The 17,817-nt window shown below is 64.9% G+C and carries 13 protein-coding genes; 9 read left to right on the top strand and 4 right to left on the bottom strand.

Annotated elements, in window-relative coordinates; genetic code table 11:
* Positions 1–212: 212 nt before the first annotated feature.
* From U5A57_RS06010 to U5A57_RS06000, 3 genes are read left to right on the top strand one after another with little or no spacing between them, the layout of a single operon-like run.
* Positions 213–1,616: an FAD-containing oxidoreductase gene (locus tag U5A57_RS06010; RefSeq protein WP_321909025.1), complete on the top strand. Its 1,404-nt coding sequence runs from the start codon at positions 213–215 to the stop codon at positions 1,614–1,616.
* Positions 1,617–1,626: 10 nt separating this feature from the next.
* Positions 1,627–2,001, top strand: a complete 375-nt coding sequence (locus U5A57_RS06005; protein ID WP_321909024.1) for a cupin domain-containing protein — start codon at positions 1,627–1,629, stop codon at positions 1,999–2,001.
* A 41-nt stretch (positions 2,002–2,042) separates the two neighbouring features.
* Positions 2,043–2,522, top strand: coding sequence for a metallophosphoesterase family protein (locus U5A57_RS06000; RefSeq protein WP_321909023.1), 480 nt, complete (start codon positions 2,043–2,045; stop codon positions 2,520–2,522).
* 67 nt (positions 2,523–2,589) lie between these two features.
* Here U5A57_RS06000 and proP read toward each other — a convergent pair whose 3' ends face one another.
* From proP to argA, 3 genes are all read right to left on the bottom strand, one after another.
* Complete coding sequence (gene proP, locus U5A57_RS05995) at positions 2,590–4,047, bottom strand: glycine betaine/L-proline transporter ProP (RefSeq protein WP_321909022.1); 1,458 nt, start codon at positions 4,045–4,047, stop codon at positions 2,590–2,592.
* Positions 4,048–4,694: 647 nt separating this feature from the next.
* Positions 4,695–4,970: an oxidative damage protection protein gene (locus U5A57_RS05990; protein ID WP_069268157.1), complete on the bottom strand. Its 276-nt coding sequence runs from the start codon at positions 4,968–4,970 to the stop codon at positions 4,695–4,697.
* Positions 4,971–5,042: 72 nt separating this feature from the next.
* Entirely contained in the window at positions 5,043–6,434 is a 1,392-nt protein-coding gene (gene argA, locus U5A57_RS05985) for an amino-acid N-acetyltransferase (RefSeq protein WP_321909020.1), read from the bottom strand.
* A 23-nt stretch (positions 6,435–6,457) separates the two neighbouring features.
* Here argA and hrpA point away from each other — a divergent pair, with 23 nt between their 5' ends.
* The 5 genes from hrpA (at position 6,458) to U5A57_RS05960 (ending at position 15,252) form a co-directional block, all read left to right on the top strand.
* Complete coding sequence (hrpA, locus tag U5A57_RS05980) at positions 6,458–11,107, top strand: ATP-dependent RNA helicase HrpA (protein WP_321909018.1); 4,650 nt, start codon at positions 6,458–6,460, stop codon at positions 11,105–11,107.
* Between the two features lie 166 nt (positions 11,108–11,273).
* On the top strand, positions 11,274–12,311 hold the full coding sequence (locus tag U5A57_RS05975; protein WP_321909017.1) for a beta-propeller fold lactonase family protein: 1,038 nt from the start codon (positions 11,274–11,276) through the stop codon (positions 12,309–12,311).
* Positions 12,312–12,332: 21 nt separating this feature from the next.
* A complete protein-coding gene (locus tag U5A57_RS05970) occupies positions 12,333–13,385 on the top strand; it encodes a sterol desaturase family protein (RefSeq protein WP_321909015.1) in 1,053 nt (350 codons plus the stop codon).
* A gap of 138 nt (positions 13,386–13,523) precedes the next feature.
* Positions 13,524–14,357 carry an EI24 domain-containing protein gene (locus tag U5A57_RS05965; RefSeq protein ID WP_321909013.1) on the top strand — a complete coding sequence of 278 codons (834 nt, stop codon included), beginning with the start codon at positions 13,524–13,526 and terminating at the stop codon, positions 14,355–14,357.
* A 37-nt stretch (positions 14,358–14,394) separates the two neighbouring features.
* Complete coding sequence (locus U5A57_RS05960) at positions 14,395–15,252, top strand: competence/damage-inducible protein A (RefSeq protein ID WP_321909012.1); 858 nt, start codon at positions 14,395–14,397, stop codon at positions 15,250–15,252.
* Between the two features lie 114 nt (positions 15,253–15,366).
* Here the strand turns inward: U5A57_RS05960 and U5A57_RS05955 are convergent, their stop codons facing one another.
* A complete protein-coding gene (locus U5A57_RS05955) occupies positions 15,367–15,831 on the bottom strand; it encodes a rhodanese-like domain-containing protein (RefSeq protein ID WP_321909010.1) in 465 nt (154 codons plus the stop codon).
* Between the two features lie 464 nt (positions 15,832–16,295).
* Between U5A57_RS05955 and glnA the strand changes: the two genes are divergently transcribed.
* Positions 16,296–17,711, top strand: a complete 1,416-nt coding sequence (glnA, locus tag U5A57_RS05950; protein WP_042264808.1) for a type I glutamate--ammonia ligase — start codon at positions 16,296–16,298, stop codon at positions 17,709–17,711.
* The last annotated feature ends 106 nt before the right edge of the window (positions 17,712–17,817 follow it).

Genomic DNA, 17,817 nt, shown 5'->3' with positions numbered 1-17,817 from the left:
GTGTGAGGCGGCTCTTTTTTTGCGCGATCGTCGTCCTTCGCGATGCGCGCCGATACCGACCCGATTCGCTGAATCACACTGGCGGCGGTGGCCGTTCGTCGCGCGTAAGATGGCGCGATCTGCCGCTCGTTCACGGCGCGCGGCGGATCGGCTCAGGCGCCATTCGCGGTTCAACTGGCGCTCAACTCGGGTCAACGGCAAAGGAGGGCGGCATGGCACAGCGTTTCGATGCGATCGTGATCGGCACGGGGCAGAGCGGGCCGCCGCTCGCCGTGCGGCTTGGCAAAAGCGGCCGCAAGACGGCGGTGATCGAGCGCGCGTCGTTCGGCGGGACCTGCGTGAACGTGGGCTGCACGCCGACCAAGGCGTATGTCGCTTGCGCGCGTGCCGCGCACGTGGTGCGCCATGCGGCAGATTTCGGTGTGCAACCCGGAAAGGGCGCGCAGCCGGGCGACGTTCGCGTCGATCTCGCGTTCGTGAAGGCGCGCAAGGAGCGCATCATCGCGGCGTCGCGCGATGGCGTCGAAAGCTGGCTGCGCCATACGCCGAACGTCACCGTGTTTACGGGGCACGCACGCTTCGCGGGCGCGCATGCGGTGCGCGTCGCTGCGCGCGACGGTACGCAGATCGATCTCGAAGCGCCCGAGATCTTCATCAACACGGGCACGCGCGCGCAAATTCCCGCCATTCCCGGCCTCGAGACGATCCGCTACGAAACCAATTCGACGCTGCTCGCGCTCGAGCAACTGCCCGCGCATCTGGCGATCTGTGGCGGCAGCTACGTGGCGCTTGAATTCGCGCAGATGTTTCGCCGCTTCGGCAGCCTCGTGACGGTGCTCGTGCGCGGGCAACGCGTGCTCGCTCGCGAGGACGACGATTTCTCGCGCGCCGTACAGGACGTGCTTGCGCGCGAAGGCGTGGAATTTCGCTTCGGCGCCGAACCGCGCAGCGTCTCGCCGCTCGAAGGCGAGGCGGGCGTGCGCATCGCGCTCGACAGCGGCCCGCTTGACGTTTCGCATCTGCTCTTTGCAACGGGGCGCCTGCCGAACACCGACGATCTGGGGCTCGACGCCGCTGGCATCGAGCGTGACGCGCACGGGCTCATCGCTGTGGATGGTCAATTGCGTACGCGCGTTGAGGGCATCTGGGCATTGGGGGACGTGAACGGTCGTGGCGCGTTCACGCACACGTCATACGACGATTTCCAGATCGTCGCGGCGAATCTGCTGGACGGCAAATCGCGCAGCGCCGACACACGCATTCCCGCTTACGCCGTGTACGTCGATCCGCCGCTTGCGCGCGTTGGCATGAGCGAGCGCGACGTGCGCGAGCGCGGCAAACCCGCGCTGATCGCGACGATGCCGATGTCGCGCGTGGGCCGCGCGCGCGAACGCGGCGAGACCGACGGCTTCATGAAGGCGCTGGTGGATCCGCAAACGCAACGCATTCTCGGCGCGGCGATATTCGGCATCGAGGGCGACGAGGCAATCCACACGTTCGTCGACACGATGACGGCCGACGCGCCCTACACGACGCTGCAATACGCGATGCACGTGCACCCGACTGTGAGCGAACTGGTGCCCACGTTGCTCGACGGCCTGAAACCGCTTGAATGAGCGCTTCTGCATGAACGAACCGAACAGCGCCGCGTTTGGCAACCTCTTTGCAGGCATCAACCCGGACGCCACTGAAGAGCGCTTCGATACGCTCGTTTCGCGCGACGGGGTGCTGATCGAACGCATCGTCTCCACAGGCCAGGCGAGCCCGCCAGGATTTTGGTACGCCGATGCGCGCGAAGAGTGGGTGGCGCTCCTCGTCGGCGCGGCGACGCTGGAATTCGAAGATGCGGCGCAGCCGCCGCGACGCCTGCTGCCCGGCGACTACGTGCATATTCCGGCGCACTGCCGCCATCGCGTGTCGTGGACCGATCCGAGCGTGCCGAGCGTATGGCTCGCGGTGTATATCGGCGCGGCGCAAGGTGAAGGCGACAGCGAGGCGTGAGCGCGGCGATAATCGGCACTATTGAACCGATACGCAATGTCATGCCCACGAACTATCCCCTGCGCGTCGCTCTGGTTTCCGACACGCACAATCTCGTGCGTCCCGAGTTGCTCGCCTTCGTCGAGGGCGCGGATGCCATCGTGCACGCGGGCGACATCTGCGATCAGCGCGTGCTCGACACGCTCGCGGCCATCGCGCCGCTCACTGTCGTGCGCGGCAACAACGATCATGGCGCGTGGGCCGAGGCGTTACCCGTGCAGATCGTCGTCGAGCTTGGCGGTGTTCGACTTGCGGTGGTCCACGAACTGCCGGATCTGCACGGCGATCCTGCCGGCGAAGGGATTGCCGTTGTGGTGAGCGGGCATTCGCACAAGCCTGCGCTGGAAACGCGCGAGGGCGTGCTGTACGTGAATCCCGGCAGCGCGGGGCCGCGCCGCTTCAAGCTGCCCATCTCGGCGGCGATGCTGACGATCGGGAAGGACGGCGCGTTGCACGTCGAACACGTCAATCTCGTGGAATAACGAAACGAGCGCGCAAGAAAAAAGGCCAGCGCGAGGCTGGCCTTTTTTGCGTTTCAGCGGTGCCGTATCAGGCGCGCACGGCGTTGCCGACAGCGTACTCCTCGTCGAGTTCGCGTGCGAGACGCACGCCGCGCAGTACGGCATGCGCTTCTGCCTTGGTGCTCACGCTCGGCGCCGAGCCCGGCAGCGGTCGGCGCGCCGTTTCATGCAGCGCCAGCACCGAGATGATGCCGATCACCGCCGCGCCCATCAGGTAGTAGGCGGGCATCATGAGGTTCTGCGTGTGCTCGACGAGCCAGGCTGCCACGAGCGGCGTCGTCCCGCCGAACAGCGACACCGACACGTTGAAGCCGATGGCGAGCGCGCCGTAACGGATCGCGGTCGGGAACAGCGCCGGCAGTGCCGAGGGCATCACGCCCGTGAAGCACGAGAGCAGCGCGCCGAGAATCAGGAGGCCGAAGAACACCGGCACGAGCTCGCCCGTCTGGATCAGTGTGAGCGACGGGATCGACAGCAGGATCAGGCCCACGCAGCCCGCGAGCATGACCGGCTTGCGGCCCACGGCGTCGGAGAGGCGGCCGAACGCGAGCGTCATCGGCATCATGAGGACCATCACGATCAGCACGAGGAACAGGCCGTGCGTTTCGTTGAAGTGCAGCGTGGCCGAAAGATAGCTCGGCAGATACGACAGCGCCATGTAGTCGGTCACGTTGAAGATCAGCACGAGACCCACGCACAGCAGGAAGGGGCGCAGATGCTGCGTGAGCAGCGAGTGCAGCGTGAGCTTCGGGCGCGCGTGCTCTTCGGCTTCGCGCAGTTCCGCTTCGCGCTTGAACGCGGGCGTTTCTTCGAGCTTCGTGCGGATATACAGACCCACGAGTCCGAGCGGACCCGCGATCATGAACGGCACGCGCCAGCCCCAGTCGAGCAGTTGCTGGTGCGAGAGCATGGCGGTCAGCACCGCAACCGTGCCCGCGCCGAACACATAGCCGATCAGCGTGCCGAATTCGAGGAAGCTGCCCATGAAGCCACGGCGCTTGTCGGTGGCGAATTCGGCGATGAAGGTCGCAGCGCCCCCGTATTCGCCGCCGGTCGAGAAGCCCTGCACGAGGCGCGCCACCAGCAGCAGCGCGGGCGCTGCAATGCCGATCGAGTGATACGAGGGAATCAGGCCGATGGCAAAGGTGCCGCAGGCCATCATGATCATCGTCATCGCGAGCACGCGCTGGCGGCCGATGCGGTCGCCGAGCGGCCCGAACACCATGCCGCCGATCGGGCGCACGAGGAACGCGGCCGCGAACGTGCCGAACGTGGCGATGAGCTGTGCCGAGGGGCTGCTCGACGGGAAGAACACCTGGCCGAGCGTGACGGCGATGTAGCTGTACACGCCGAAGTCGAACCATTCCATGGCGTTGCCGAGCGCCATGGCGCCGACGGCGCGTTTGAGGAGGCTTTTGTCGACGATCGTGATGTCGTCGAGGGTAAGGTCGGTCTGGGCCGACGAGCCGGAAGTGGAAGCGGTCAAGGTCTGCATCTCCAATGACTGCGACGAGCCCCACGCGAGCCCGCCACGGTTGCCGGAGAGTGCCGTTTCGCGATAGCGGCGACATTTCGCGCACGGCGCGCCGCATGTCGTCAGGGACGAGGGCGGGCCGATGACGCATCGCACAAGGCGAGCGGCGCACGAAAGCAATGCTGAGGTGTCGCGAAACGACACTCGGACGAATTGTGTTTAACGTAGCGCCTGCGTGGCCGTGGAAGGGGGGCAGGGCGCATGAGGACGCTGGACCGGCATGAGGTGCACGGTAAAGCGCCGCTGAAACGAAAAAGAAGCCCGCGTGGCGGAGCGTTCCTTTTGTCATCTGCGCATTCGGATTAACGGCGTTTTTGGGCGCCTTCCAGAATGCAATTGATGGCTAATGCCTGTTGAACGAAGCGTTATGATAGCACGATAACGGAAGATCGCGCAAACGCCCGCAACTGCGGGGATTGGGGCGCGGGCTGGAAGCCCCGTGTGGCGGGGGATTGGCGCGATTCGATGGAACCGTTTCCGCCGTCTGGAAAGCGCATGAAGCGCATAAAAAAACCGCGCCGGGGGCGCGGTTTTTGCGGGGATTGGCGCGGCGTTTTTCGTCTGTCAGGGACAGATCTCACCGTGCAACGGAAGGGTGTTTAGCCTTCGGTCGGCGGCACGTAGCCCGACGCCTGGTCGGCGCCTTCGCCGAAGAAGAACTTCTCCGTCTGCTTCATCAGGTACTGACGCGCACGCGGATCGGCCATGTTCAGGCGGTTTTCGTTGATCAGCATGGTCTGCTGCTTGAGCCATTGCTGCCACGCCTCCTTCGAGACGCTTTCGTAGATGCGTTTGCCGAGTTCGCCCGGCAGCGGGGGAAAGTCGAGTCCCTCGGCTTCCTTGCCGAGCTTCGCGCATTGGATCATACGGGCCATGCTGTGCTTCTCCTTAGTCGTATGTGTGGGGTGGCGGCGCGCCCTGTCTGCGGACGGTGCAGACGGGAACGTTCAGAGCTGTTTCATCAGCACGAGCGACTTGCGCTGCCAGTTATAGAGGCGGCGGCGGTCTTCGGGCAGGTCGTCCACCGTGGCCTTGACGAAGCCGCGCTTCAGGAACCAGTGTTCGGTGCGCGTCGTGAGCACGAAAATGCGCGTGAGGCCGCGTGCCCGCGCGCGTTGCTCGATACGGCGCAGGAGTCGCTCGCCATCGCCGGAGCCCTGGGCTTCGGGCGAGACCGTGAGGCACGCCATCTCGCCGATGCGCTCCTGCGAATACGCGTACAGCGCCGCGCAGCCAAAGAGCACGCCGTCGTGCTCGATCACCGAGAAATGGTCGATGTCGCGCTCGATCTGGTGACGCCCGCGACGCACGAGCGTGCCGTCGGTTTCGAGCGGCTCGATCAGCGTGAGAATGCCGCCGACGTCGTCGGGGGTCGCTTCGCGCAGGCTTTCCAGGTTCTCGTACGAGATCATGGTGCCCACGCCGTCGTGCAGGAACAGTTCGAGCAGCAAGCCGCCGTCGAGCACGTAGGGAATGATGTGCGCGCGGCCCACGCCGCCGCGGCAGGCGCGAATGGAGTGCTTCAGATAGAAGCCCTCGTCGCCGAGCACGGTGCCGCCTTCCTGCAGCTTGTAGGCGTCGTCGAGCGACATTTCGCGGATTAGCTCGCCTTCCTCGTTGATCAGGCCCTGCGTCTCCGTGAGGAAAATGATCTTGTCGGCGCGCAACGCGATGGCCGCCGCCGAGGCGACGTCTTCCATCGACAGGTTGAACGCCTCGCCCGTGGGCGAAAAGCCGAGCGGCGAGAGCAGCACGAGCTTGCGGCTCGCGAGCGAGTGGCGGATCGAATCGGCGTCGATCTTGCGCACGACACCCGTGTGCTGGAAGTCCACGCCGTCGAGAATGCCGACCGGACGCGCCGTCACGAAGTTGCCCGACACCACGCTGATGTGCGCGTGCGCCATGGGCGTATTCGGCAGACCCTGGCTGATCGCGGCCTCGATGTCGAGACGCACTTCACCGGCCGCTTCCTTCGCCGATTCGAGCGCGCGGGCATTGGTGATGCGCATGCCGTGCGAGAACTCGGACTCGACGCCGTGCAGGCTCATCTGCTCTTCGACCTGCGGGCGCGAACCGTGCACGAGCACGATCTGGATGCCCATGGCCTGCAGGAGAGCGATGTCGGCAACGAGCGCGTTGAGCAGATTCTGGTGCACGACCTCGCCGCCGAAACCGACGACGAATGTCTTGCCCTGGAACGCGTGGATGTAGGGTGCGACCGATCGCATCCAATCCACGAATTGCGCGTGCTGCGCCATGATCTGCGAGTCGGAATCCGCAGCGGCGGCGGAGGCCGGCGCGCTGGCGGTGGCGGGGACGAGGTCGGTTTGGGAATTCATGCCCGGGATTATAATGCGCCCCCATGTCGAATGTACCCAAAAGACCTGCCTCGGCGCAGGGCAGCAACACCCCGGCCGGGCAGGAAACGGCGCAGGACGGCGCGAAAGCGAAAAGCGCGTCGCAGAAGTATGGCGACGGGGAAAAGCTCGCGTCGTCGGACAAGCTTGCCGCGCTTATGGGCGGCGGCGTGCTGGGCGGCGCACGCGTGCAGGACAAGCGTGCGGCACCGCCCGCGCCGACGCAGTCCGCGAGTCCCAAGGACGCGCCAGGCGGGCATGGCGAAACACGCAAGCCTGAGCAACCTAGCGAAGCGCGAAATGTTTCTCAGCCAGCGGCGGCGCAGCCGGCGCGCAGGGAGCCAAATCGCGCAGCGCAAAGCGAACAACGCGTGCAGCAGGGTGAGGCACGCGCGCCGCGCAAGCCAGACGCGCAGCGTGATGCCCGGGCGCAAACGCAACGCGCACCGCGCGACGCTACGGATAACGCATCGCAGAGGCCGTCGCGCAATGCCCCGCGTGATCCTTCCCAGCAGCAAAAGCCGACGCAACATCAACCGCACCGCGCGCCACGGCCGCAAGCTGTACGCGAACGCGATCCCTCCGCGCAGCAGCGTGCCGCGCGCACTGGCAACGAAACGGCCGTAACGAATGAAACGGCCGAAGCGGCCGTAGCGAACGAACGCAAGCCGCGCAGCGAGCGCCCAGCGCGTGCTCCGCGCGCCAACGTCGAGCCGAACAAGGTCCCGCCCATCACGTTCCCCGAAGCGCTGCCGGTTTCGGGCCGTCGCGAGGAAATCGCGCGTGCGATTGCGCAGAATCAGGTCGTGATCGTGAGCGGTGAAACGGGCTCGGGCAAGACCACGCAGTTGCCGAAAATCGCGCTCGCTTTGGGCCGCGGCCTCGGCGCGGGCGGCACGGGTCTGATCGGCCATACGCAGCCGCGGCGGATTGCGGCTTCGGCCACGGCGCGCCGCATTGCCGACGAACTCAATACGCCATTCGGCGAAGTGGTCGGCTACAAGGTGCGCTTCACCGACAATCTCTCGCCGGGCGCCTCGGTCAAGCTCATGACCGACGGCATTCTGCTCGCGGAGACGCAAACCGATCCGCTGCTCAAGGCCTACGACACGATCATCATCGACGAGGCGCACGAGCGCAGTCTCAACATCGACTTCCTGCTCGGCTATCTGAAGGAGATCCTGCCGCGCCGGCCCGACCTCAAGCTGATCGTGACCTCGGCGACGATCGACGCCGATCGCTTCGCGCGCCACTTCGGCAGCGAGGAAAAGCCTGCGCCGGTGATCGAGGTGAGCGGGCGGCTGTATCCCGTCGAGGTGCGCTACCGGCCGGTGCAGGAGGACAGCCCGGCGGTGAAGAATGCGCAGGGCACGACGGGCCGCGAGCGCAGTGAAAAGGGCGCGAAGTCGCAGCGAGACAGCGATCGCGACCTCATGGAAGCGATCGTCGACGCCGTCGATGAACTCTGCCGCGAAGGCTCGGGCGACGTGCTCGTATTCCTGCCCGGCGAGCGCGAAATTCGCGATGCAGCGGAAGCGCTGCGCAAGCACCATCCGCCGCACACGGAAATCCTGCCGCTATTCGCGCGCCTTTCCGCGCAGGAGCAGGAGCGCGTGTTCAAGCCGTCGAACGCGCGCCGTATCGTGCTCGCGACCAACGTGGCCGAAACCTCGCTTACGGTGCCAGGCATCCGCTACGTGGTCGATACCGGCCTCGCGCGCGTGAAACGTTATTCGTACCGCAACAAGGTCGAGCAACTGCAGATCGAATCGATCTCGCAGGCGGCCGCGAACCAGCGCGCGGGCCGTTGCGGTCGCGTAGCCGACGGCATCTGCATCCGGCTTTACGAGGAATCGGATTTCATCGCGCGGCCGCGATTCTCCGATCCGGAAATCCTGCGCTCGTCGCTTGCCGCCGTGATTCTGCGCATGAAGTCGCTGCATCTCACGGCGATCGAGACGTTCCCGTTCATCGAGCCGCCGCCGGGCCGCGCGATCGCCGACGGCTATCAGTTGCTCAACGAGCTGGGCGCAGTCGACGACGACAACGCGCTCACGCCGCTTGGCCGCGAACTCGCGCGCCTGCCGCTCGACCCGCGCGTGGGCCGCATGATTCTCGGCGCGCGCGACGAGCAGGCGCTGCGCGAGGTGCTCATCATCGCGAGCGCGCTTTCGGTGCAGGACCCGCGCGACCGGCCGATCGAGGCGCAAGAGCAAGCCGATCAGGCGCATCGCCGTTTCGCCGACGAGCGCTCCGAGTTTCTCCAGTGGCTCAAGATCTGGGCCTGGTTCGAAGAGGCCGTCGCGCACAAGAAGTCCAACCGGCAATTGCTGGATGCGTGCCGCGCGAACTTCCTTTCGCACTTGCGTCTGCGCGAATGGCGCGATGTGCATTCACAATTGCTGACGGTGGTGCGCGAGCATGGCTGGCGGATCAACGAAGCCGACGCGACCTACGAGCAGATCCATCACGCGCTGCTCACGGGCCTGCTCGGCAACATCGGCCTGAAGGCCGACGACGAGCCGCACTACCTCGGTGCGCGTAGCATCAAGTTCCACTTGTGGCCGGGCTCTGCGCTCGTGAAGAAGGCGGGGCGCTGGGTGGTGGCGGCGGAACTCGTCGAAACGAGCCGCCTCTACGCGCGCTGCATCGCGAAGATCGAGCCCGAGTGGCTCGAGAAGGTGGGCGCGCATTTGCTGAAGAAGTCGCTTTCCGAGCCGCATTGGGAAAAACGCGCGGCGCAGGTGAGCGCGTTCGAGCGCGGGGTGCTTTATGGCCTGCCGGTGTACCAGCGCCGGCGCGTGGCGTTCGGCAAGCAGGACCCGGCGCGTGCGCGTGAACTCTTCATTCGCGGCGCGCTGGTGGAAGGCGAATTCGACACGAAACTCGCGTTCTTCGCGCATAACCGCAAGCTGCTTGCCGATATCGAGCAGCTGGAACACAAGTCGCGCCGCCAGGACGTGCTCGTCGACGACGAATTGATCTACGGCTTCTACGATCAGGCGATACCTGAGGGCATTTACTCGGGCGCGGCGTTCGAGCGCTGGTATCGCGACGAGGTGAGGAAGGGCGGCCAGCCCGAGGACAAGCTGCGTCTGTTGTACCTCTCTCGCGACGACCTGATGCGTCACGAAGCGGCCGGCGTGACGACCGATCTGTTCCCGAAGCGCATGACGATGTCGGGCGTGGCGATGGCGCTCACGTATCACTTCGAGCCGGGCTCGCCGCGCGACGGCGTGACGCTCGCGGTGCCGCTCTACGCGCTCAACCAGGTCGATGCGCGCCGCTGCGAATGGCTCGTGCCGGGCATGCTCAAGGAGAAGGCGCAACTGCTGCTGAAGTCGCTGCCGCAGAAGCTGCGCCGGCATTGCGTGCCGTTGCCCGAGTACGCGGCTGGCTTTGCCGAGCGTGTGGGCGGCGAGCGCTTCGGCGCGGGCGGTCTGCTGGAGGCGCTGATCGCCGACGTGCGCGAGCAGAAGCAGGTCGCGCTGAAATCCGCCGACTTCAAGCTGGAAACGCTGGCCGCCCACCTTTTCATGAACTTCAAGGTGATCGACGAGCACGGTCGCCAGCTCGCGATGGGCCGCAACCTTGCGCAACTGCGCGCCGAACTCGGTGCGCAGGCACAGCAGCAATTCCAGAAGCTCGCGAGCGCAACGGCGCTGGCTGCGCTGGAAACGCACGCGCAGGGCGGGGATGTCGCGCAGAACGCCCAGGCCGAACGCGGGGCGAGCGCCAACGCGCCGCAAAAGAGCAACGTGCCGCACACGAGCGCGCCGGGAGATGCCGCGCCCGCCACCGCGCTCTACGAAAACCTCACGACGTGGAATTTCGGCAAGCTGCCCGAGCTGCTGGAAATCCGCCGCGGCGGACAGACGCTGTTCGGCTATCCGGCGCTCGTCGACCGCGGCACGCATTGCGATGTCGAAGTGTTCGATTCGCCGGAGGAGGCCGCGCGGATTCATCGCGCGGGGCTGCGTCGATTGTTCGCGCTGCAGCTGCGTGAGCCGATCCGCTACTTGGAGAAAAATCTGCCGGGCCTGCGCGAGATGGCGATGCAATTCATGGCGCGCGCCACGCAGGAGGAGCTGCGCGACCAGTTGGTCGAACTCGCGCTCGACCGCGCCTGCCTGCAAGATCCGCTGCCCGACGACGACGCGAGTTTCCACGCGCGCAAGGACGAAGGCCGCGGACGTCTGTCGCTGCTCGCGCAGGAAATTGCCCGGCTCGTGGGCCAGATCCTCGCCGAGTATGCGTCGCTCGCGAAGAAGCTCGTGCAGGCCAAGGCGTTCGGTGCGCCCGCGGCCGATATGCAGGCGCAGGTCGACGCGCTCATCAGCAAGCGCTTCATTCTGGAAACGCCCTATGCGCAGCTCGTGCATTTCCCGCGCTACTTGAAGGGCGTCGCGCTGCGCATCGACAAGCTGCGTGCCGACCCCGCACGCGACGCGCGCCAGGCCGCCGAGTTTCAGCCGCTCGCGCAGCAGTATCAGCGCGCGCTCTCGCAGCGCGGCGGTGTCTTCGATCCGCGTCTCTCGGAGTTCCGCTGGCTGCTCGAGGAGCTGCGCATCTCGCTCTTCGCCCAGGAGTTGCGCACGCCGATGCCGGTTTCCGTGAAGCGTCTGTACAAGGTTTGGGAATCGATGCAGCGATAAGCCGCACCTGCCCGCCACTGCCGGCGTATTTGCGGCATTGCGGGCCATAACACTTGTTCGAAATGGGGCGCTTTATTGCGCCCCTTTCATATTTCAAGGGCCCTACGTCAACCTTGCGTGCAGGTAGACGTTCTACAATCACGAATCTGCCCGGGAACGATTCTTCATGCCGAACCACAACACATTTAGCCGCTCATTTGGCCGCTCAGTTGGCCGCTTTGCCACCAAGACCGCTGCCGCCGCACTCGCCTGTGCCGCGCTGGTTTCAACGGCCGCGCATGCGAACAACATCATCGTCCTCAATTCGGGCGAAGCCACGCTGAGCCTCATCGACGACAAGACGCACGAAGTCGTCGGCACCGTGCCCACAGGCAAGGAACCGCATCACCTCTTTCCCACGCCGGACAACACGTCGCTGATCGTCGCGAACTCGGTGTCGAACAACCTGCTGTTCGTCGATCCGAAAACCGGCAAGCCGCAGCGCTGGGTCGAAAACGTCGAAGACCCGTATCAGCTCGGCTTCTCGCCCGACCGCAAGTGGTTCGTCACCACGGGGCTGCGCCTCGACCGTCTCGACATCTACAACTACGCGGGCGGCAGCAATATCACGCTCGCGAAGCGCCTGCCGCTCTCGGCCATGCCGAGCCACCTGGCGTTCACCAACGACAGCCGCACCGTGTTCGTTTCGCTGCAGGTGTCGGGCGAAATCGCAGCGGTCGATCTGCCCACGCAGAAGGTGCTCTGGAAAATGAAGGTCGGTTCCGCACCGGCCGGCCTGTGGCTCACGCCCGGCGACAAGTACCTGCTCGTCGGCATGACGGGCGCCGACTATGTGGCGGTCGTAGACTGGCGCAACCAGAAAATCGTCAAGACGATCCAGGTGGGCAAGGCCGCGCACAACTTCCGCTCGCTCGTGGACGGCCGCCACGTGCTGGTGTCGAGCCGCGTGGCGAATGTCATTAGCATCATCGACGAGGAAACGCTCGAAAAGACCGGTGAGATCAGCGGTCTGATGCCCGGTCCGGACGACATGGAACTTACCGCCGACAAGCGTTATCTTTGGGTGACGTTCCGTTTCGCGAAGCACATCGGCCTCATCGACATGCAGTCGAAGAAGCTCATCAAGACCATCGCCGTGGGCCGCTCGCCGCATGGCATCTACTTCTACGATCGCGCGCCCGTGACGGCGCCGAACGGGGCCTGAAGAACGGGAGGACGTGTGGACATGGTGGCGTCTGGGCTGGCGGTGATCGCGCACGCGGGGCAGGCCGTGGTTGCGGGTGCGGACGACCTCGTGTCGTGGCTCCAGACGCTTCTCTATGTCAATGCGATTCAGCCGCTGCTTTTCCACGTCGGCATGATGGACGTGGACGAAGACACCTACGACGCGCTCTACTGGGTGATCGTGGGCGTGCTCGAAGTGGGCCTGATGTACGCGTTGCTGCGCCCGCTCGAAGCGCTCCTGCCCGCGGAGAAGTGGCGTGACCGCAAGGGGGTAGGGGTGGATGCGCTCTACACCTGGATCACGCGCCTCGGCATTCTGAACCTGCTGTTTTTCTTCACGATGCAGCCGTTCTTCGACCGCGCGCAGAGCGCGCTGCGGCTCATGGGCGTGAAGACGGTGGATCTCGACAACCTCTGGCCTGGCGTGACCACGCAGCCGCTCGTGGCATTCGCCATCTACCTCGTGGTGCTCGACTTCTTCAGCTACTGGTACCACCGGCTTTCGCATCGCTACGGCATCTGGTGGGAACTGCATGCCGTGCATCACAGCCAGCGCAAGATGTCGCTCTGGTGCGATGACCGCAACCATCTGCTCGACGTGGTCGGTCAATCGTGCATGTTCGCCGTCGTCGCGCTCGTGATTGGCGTGCCGCCAGCGCAATTCGTGGTGCTCGTGGCGCTCACGAACTTCATGCAGAGCGTGCAGCACGCCAATATTCGCGTGCATTTCGGCTGGCTCGGCGAGCGGCTGGTCGTGAGCCCGCGTTTTCACCGCCGCCATCACGCCATTGGCTATGGCCATGAAGGCACCCACTACGGCTGCAACTTCGGCGTGCTGTTCCCCTGGTGGGACATGATGTTCGGCAGCGCGTCGTTCAATCGCGAGATCGAGCCCACGGGTATTCGCGACCAGCTCGAAGGCGCGCGCTATGGCGAAGGCTTCTGGGCGCAGCAGGGTTATGCGTTCAACCGCATCGCGCGGCGCCTGCGTTCGGGTTCCCATGCGGCCACTGCCGCGCGGGCCGAGGCACACGACGACGCCACCGTGACCTGAACGCCGGCGCGGCGTCTTTCCCCTTCATCGCACCCGTCTTACCCGCCGTACGCGCGGTGGTTTATGCTGTCGGCTTGGTCGCACCGATTTCGCCGACACTGTGTTCTCCACCCGTCCTTTTCGCCTTATTCCGCTCGCATGAATGATCTGTTGCGCTCGTTCGGACGCGCGCTCGCGAGCGTGTTCCATCCCGCCATGCTGCTCCTCACCTTCGTGCCATTTCTCGTGGCGGCGGCGGTGTGGGGCGCCGTGCTCTATGTGTTCTGGCAGCCGCTGCTCGACCTCATGCGCGGCGCGCTCGCGAACTGGTCGTCCACGGCCTACCTCTACCATCTCTTCGACGCACTCGGCTTTGGCTGGCTGCGCGCGACGATCGCGCCGTTTCTGGTCATCATCCTGACGATTCCGCTCATCGTGATTTCGGTGTTGCTGCTGATCGTCGCGATTTCGATGCCGCGCGTGATCGGCCATCTTTCGAAGCGCCAGTATCCGATGCTCGAGATGCGGCGCGGCGGCAGCTGGTACGGCAGTCTGTTCTATTCGCTCGTCACGACCCTCGTCTGCCTGATCGTCATGATCGTGACGCTGCCGCTCTGGCTCATCCCGCCGTTCTTCGCGCTCATTCCGCCGCTCTTGTGGGGCTGGCTCACGTATCGTGTGATGACCTACGACGCGCTAGCGCTGCACGCAACCGTCGAGGAGCGCCGCGCGCTGGTGCGCAGCCACCGCTTGCCGCTGCTCGTGATCGGCGTGGTGAGCGGGCTGCTCGGCTCGTTGCCCACGGCGATCTGGGCCGTCTCCGCGTGGCTGCTGCTGTTCTTTCCGGTGCTCGCGGCGGTGACCATCTGGATTTACGCGTTCATTCTGGTGTTCACGGCACTCTGGTTCGGGCACTACTGTCTGCGCGCGCTTCAGCGCATGCGCGCGCATGAAGTGCAGCAGGCATCCGGTGACGTGACGATCGTGCACTAACACGCTCCACACTCAAGACAATTCAGCGAGGCGACACATGGCATTTGGCGTCATCATCATCGGCGACGAGATTCTCTCGGGGCGCCGCTCCGACAAGCATCTGCCGAAGGTCATCGAATTGCTCGGCGCGCGCGGCCTCTCGCTCGAGTGGGCCCAGTACGTGGGCGACGACCCCGTGCGCATTACCGAGACGCTGCGGCGCTCGTTCGCTTCGGGCGACATCGTATTTTCGACGGGCGGCATCGGCGCGACGCCGGACGACCACACGCGCCAGTGCGCGGCCGCGGCGCTGGGCGTGCCGCTCGCGCTGCATCCGGATGCCGAGGCGGCGATCCGCGAGCGGATTCGCGACATGCACACGGGCGCCGATCCCGTGAACTTTCAGTCGCCCGAGAATCTGCATCGCTTCCAGATGGGCACGTTCCCGCAGGGCTGCGAGATCATCCCGAACGGCTACAACAAGATTCCGGGATTTTCGATCCGCGATCATCACTTCGTGCCCGGTTTCCCCGTGATGGCCTGGCCGATGATCGAGTGGGTGCTCGACACGAAGTACGCGCACCTGCATCACCAGACGCCGCACGCCGAGAAGTCGCTGCTCGTGTTCGAGTTGCCGGAGTCGACGCTCACGCCGCTCATGGAGTGCATCGAGCGCGATTTTCCGGGCGTGCGGGTGTTCAGCCTGCCGAGCGTCGGCGATACGGAGCGCGGCGGCATTTACGCGCGCCGGCATATCGATCTGGGTGTGAAGGGCGAGCCCGAGGCCGTGGCGGCCGCCTTCGTGAAGCTGCGCGAAGGCGTGCACGAACTGGGCGGCGATGTGGTCGAGCCGCCGGCGCCGGGCGAGGGCGCGCCCGATCGCGAGCGCCGCAGCGGGCCGCGCGCCGGTTTTTGAGTCAGCGAGTCAAGGTGCGCCGCGTAGCGCGGTAGGGCTGGCGGCGCATCATCGGCGTGTCACACGGGGCGCTCAGAGTGGCCCGTTGGGTTGCAGCGGGCCAGTTTCAGGGCTTTATGCGCCGATCCACGGCAAGCCGCGGAAGCACCAGCCTGTGACGGTTTTGCGGTGTCCCTGGCCGTCTTTGTCGCCTTCGAAACCTTCGAGCAGGTCATAGGCTTTCGTGAAGCCGGCCTTTGCGGCTTCGATGGCGGCGAGCTTGGAGCGTGCGGCGCTGCGGCACAGGAACAGCACGGGTGCGTCGGTTTCCACGGCGCTCTTGAGCTGGGTGAGGAACTCGGCGTTGGGCACGCCTCCCGGATAGCGGGTCCATTCGACGTGCGAGTATTGGCCGTCGCCCACGACGGGACGGCCGACCCAGTCGAGTTCAGCGCGCGTGCGCACGTCAACGAGGCGCGCACGCGGGTCGAGCTGCAGAAGCTCGAATGCCTCTGCGGGCGATACCGCGCCCGCGTAGGGCAGCTGGTTCTCGACGCGGCGCTTCTCGGCCTGGGCGTACAACTGTTCGAGCGTACTCATGACAACGGATCTCCTGTTTCGCGTTGGACCAAAAAACCATTCTAGCGCGTGGGGACGGAGCGAGGCGGCCAGTCCGGGCAACGCAAAACCGCAACCGCGCGGTGCTTGACCAACATAAAGGGCGGAATGCATTAAGTTGGTGCATGCGAGGCGTTTTGCACCATAATAAAGAGAGATTCGCGCGCCAAATTCGGGATTGCACGAATTTGGTGCCGATGAGTCGCCACCTTGGTGGCTCCACAAAAGCGCGGCGCACGATTTTTGATTGCAAGTGTGTGTCGCGAAAGGGATTTGCGCCACGTTGGCGCATGCATGGCACGGAAGCTGCTTTATATGTCTCGATCGATTCGCAGCCGGCCAGTCGAGGTCAGCAGGACGGACCTGGGAAGGAGGCGGCCGGCGAGGATCAACAAGATTGGGACGGCGGCAGCGTTCGCCGAAATCGTTAATCAGGAGAATAGGTTATGAGTAAATCCGTGGCCGACGTCATGCAACTCGTCAAGGACGAAGACGTCAAGTTTGTCGACTTCCGCTTCACGGACACGCGCGGCAAGGAGCAGCACGTTTCGGTTCCGCTGTCGGCATTCGACGAAGACAAGTTCGAGTCGGGTCATGCGTTTGACGGTTCGTCGATCGCCGGCTGGAAGGGCATCGAAGCCTCGGACATGCTGCTCGTGCCGGACCCGAACACGGCCTTCATCGACCCGTTCTACGAAGAATCGACGCTGGTCCTGACCTGCGACGTGGTTGAGCCGGCCGACGGCAAGGGCTACGAGCGCGACCCGCGCTCGCTGGCAAAGCGCGCTGAAGCCTATCTGAAGAGCACGGGTCTCGGCGACACCGCCTTCTTCGGTCCGGAGCCGGAATTCTTCATTTTCGATTCGGTCCAGTGGAACACGGATCAGTCGGGCTGCTTCGTGAAGATCGGCTCGGATGAAGCACCGTGGTCGTCGGGTCGCGAAATCGAAGGCGGCAACACGGGTCACCGTCCGGGCACGAAGGGCGGCTACTTCCCGGTCGCGCCGGTCGACACGTTCCAGGACATCCGTTCGGAAATGTGTCTGCTGCTCGAGCAGATCGGCATTCCGGTCGAAGTGCACCACCACGAAGTGGCGGGCCAGGGCCAGAACGAAATCGGCACGAAGTTCTCGACGCTGGTTCAGCGCGCGGACTGGACGCAGCAACTGAAGTACATCGTCCACAACGTGGCGCACACGTACGGCAAGACGGCGACGTTCATGCCGAAGCCGGTCGTTGGCGACAACGGTTCGGGCATGCACGTTCACCAGTCGATCTGGAAGGACGGCCAGAACCTGTTCGCGGGCAACGGCTACGCAGGCCTGTCGGAATTCGCGCTGTTCTACATCGGCGGCATCATCAAGCACGCTCGCGCGCTGAACGCCATCACGAACCCGGGCACGAACTCGTACAAGCGTCTCGTTCCGCACTTCGAAGCGCCGGTCAAGCTCGCTTACTCGGCACGCAACCGTTCGGCGTCGATTCGTATTCCGCACGTGTCGAACCCGAAGGGCCGCCGTATCGAAACGCGCTTCCCGGATCCGCTCGCCAACCCGTACCTGTGCTTCTCGGCACTGATGATGGCAGGTCTGGACGGCGTGCAGAACAAGATCCACCCGGGCGAAGCCGCCGACAAGAACCTGTACGACCTGCCGCCGGAAGAGGATGCAAAGATCCCGACCGTTTGCGCCGGCCTCGACCAGGCGCTCGAAGCGCTCGACAAGGATCGCGAGTTCCTGACGCGCGGTGGTGTGTTCACCGACGGCATGATCGACGCGTACCTCGCGCTGAAGGAAAGCGAACTGCAACGCGTGCGTATGACCACGCACCCGGTCGAGTTCGAACTGTACTACTCGCTGTAATTGGCGATGGCGCTTCGCTGCACGCTGTACAGCGAAGCGCCGGTTCAGTTTGTACGACTCGCAGGACGCTTAGGCGTTGGTCTCCAAGGGACGGCGGTGCCGTCCC

The organism is Paraburkholderia sp. J11-2 (assembly GCF_905220185.1).
Lineage (GTDB): Bacteria > Pseudomonadota > Gammaproteobacteria > Burkholderiales > Burkholderiaceae > Paraburkholderia.
The sequence above is the reverse complement of the archived record's forward strand: the minus strand, read 5'-3'. Positions and strand labels throughout refer to the sequence as shown.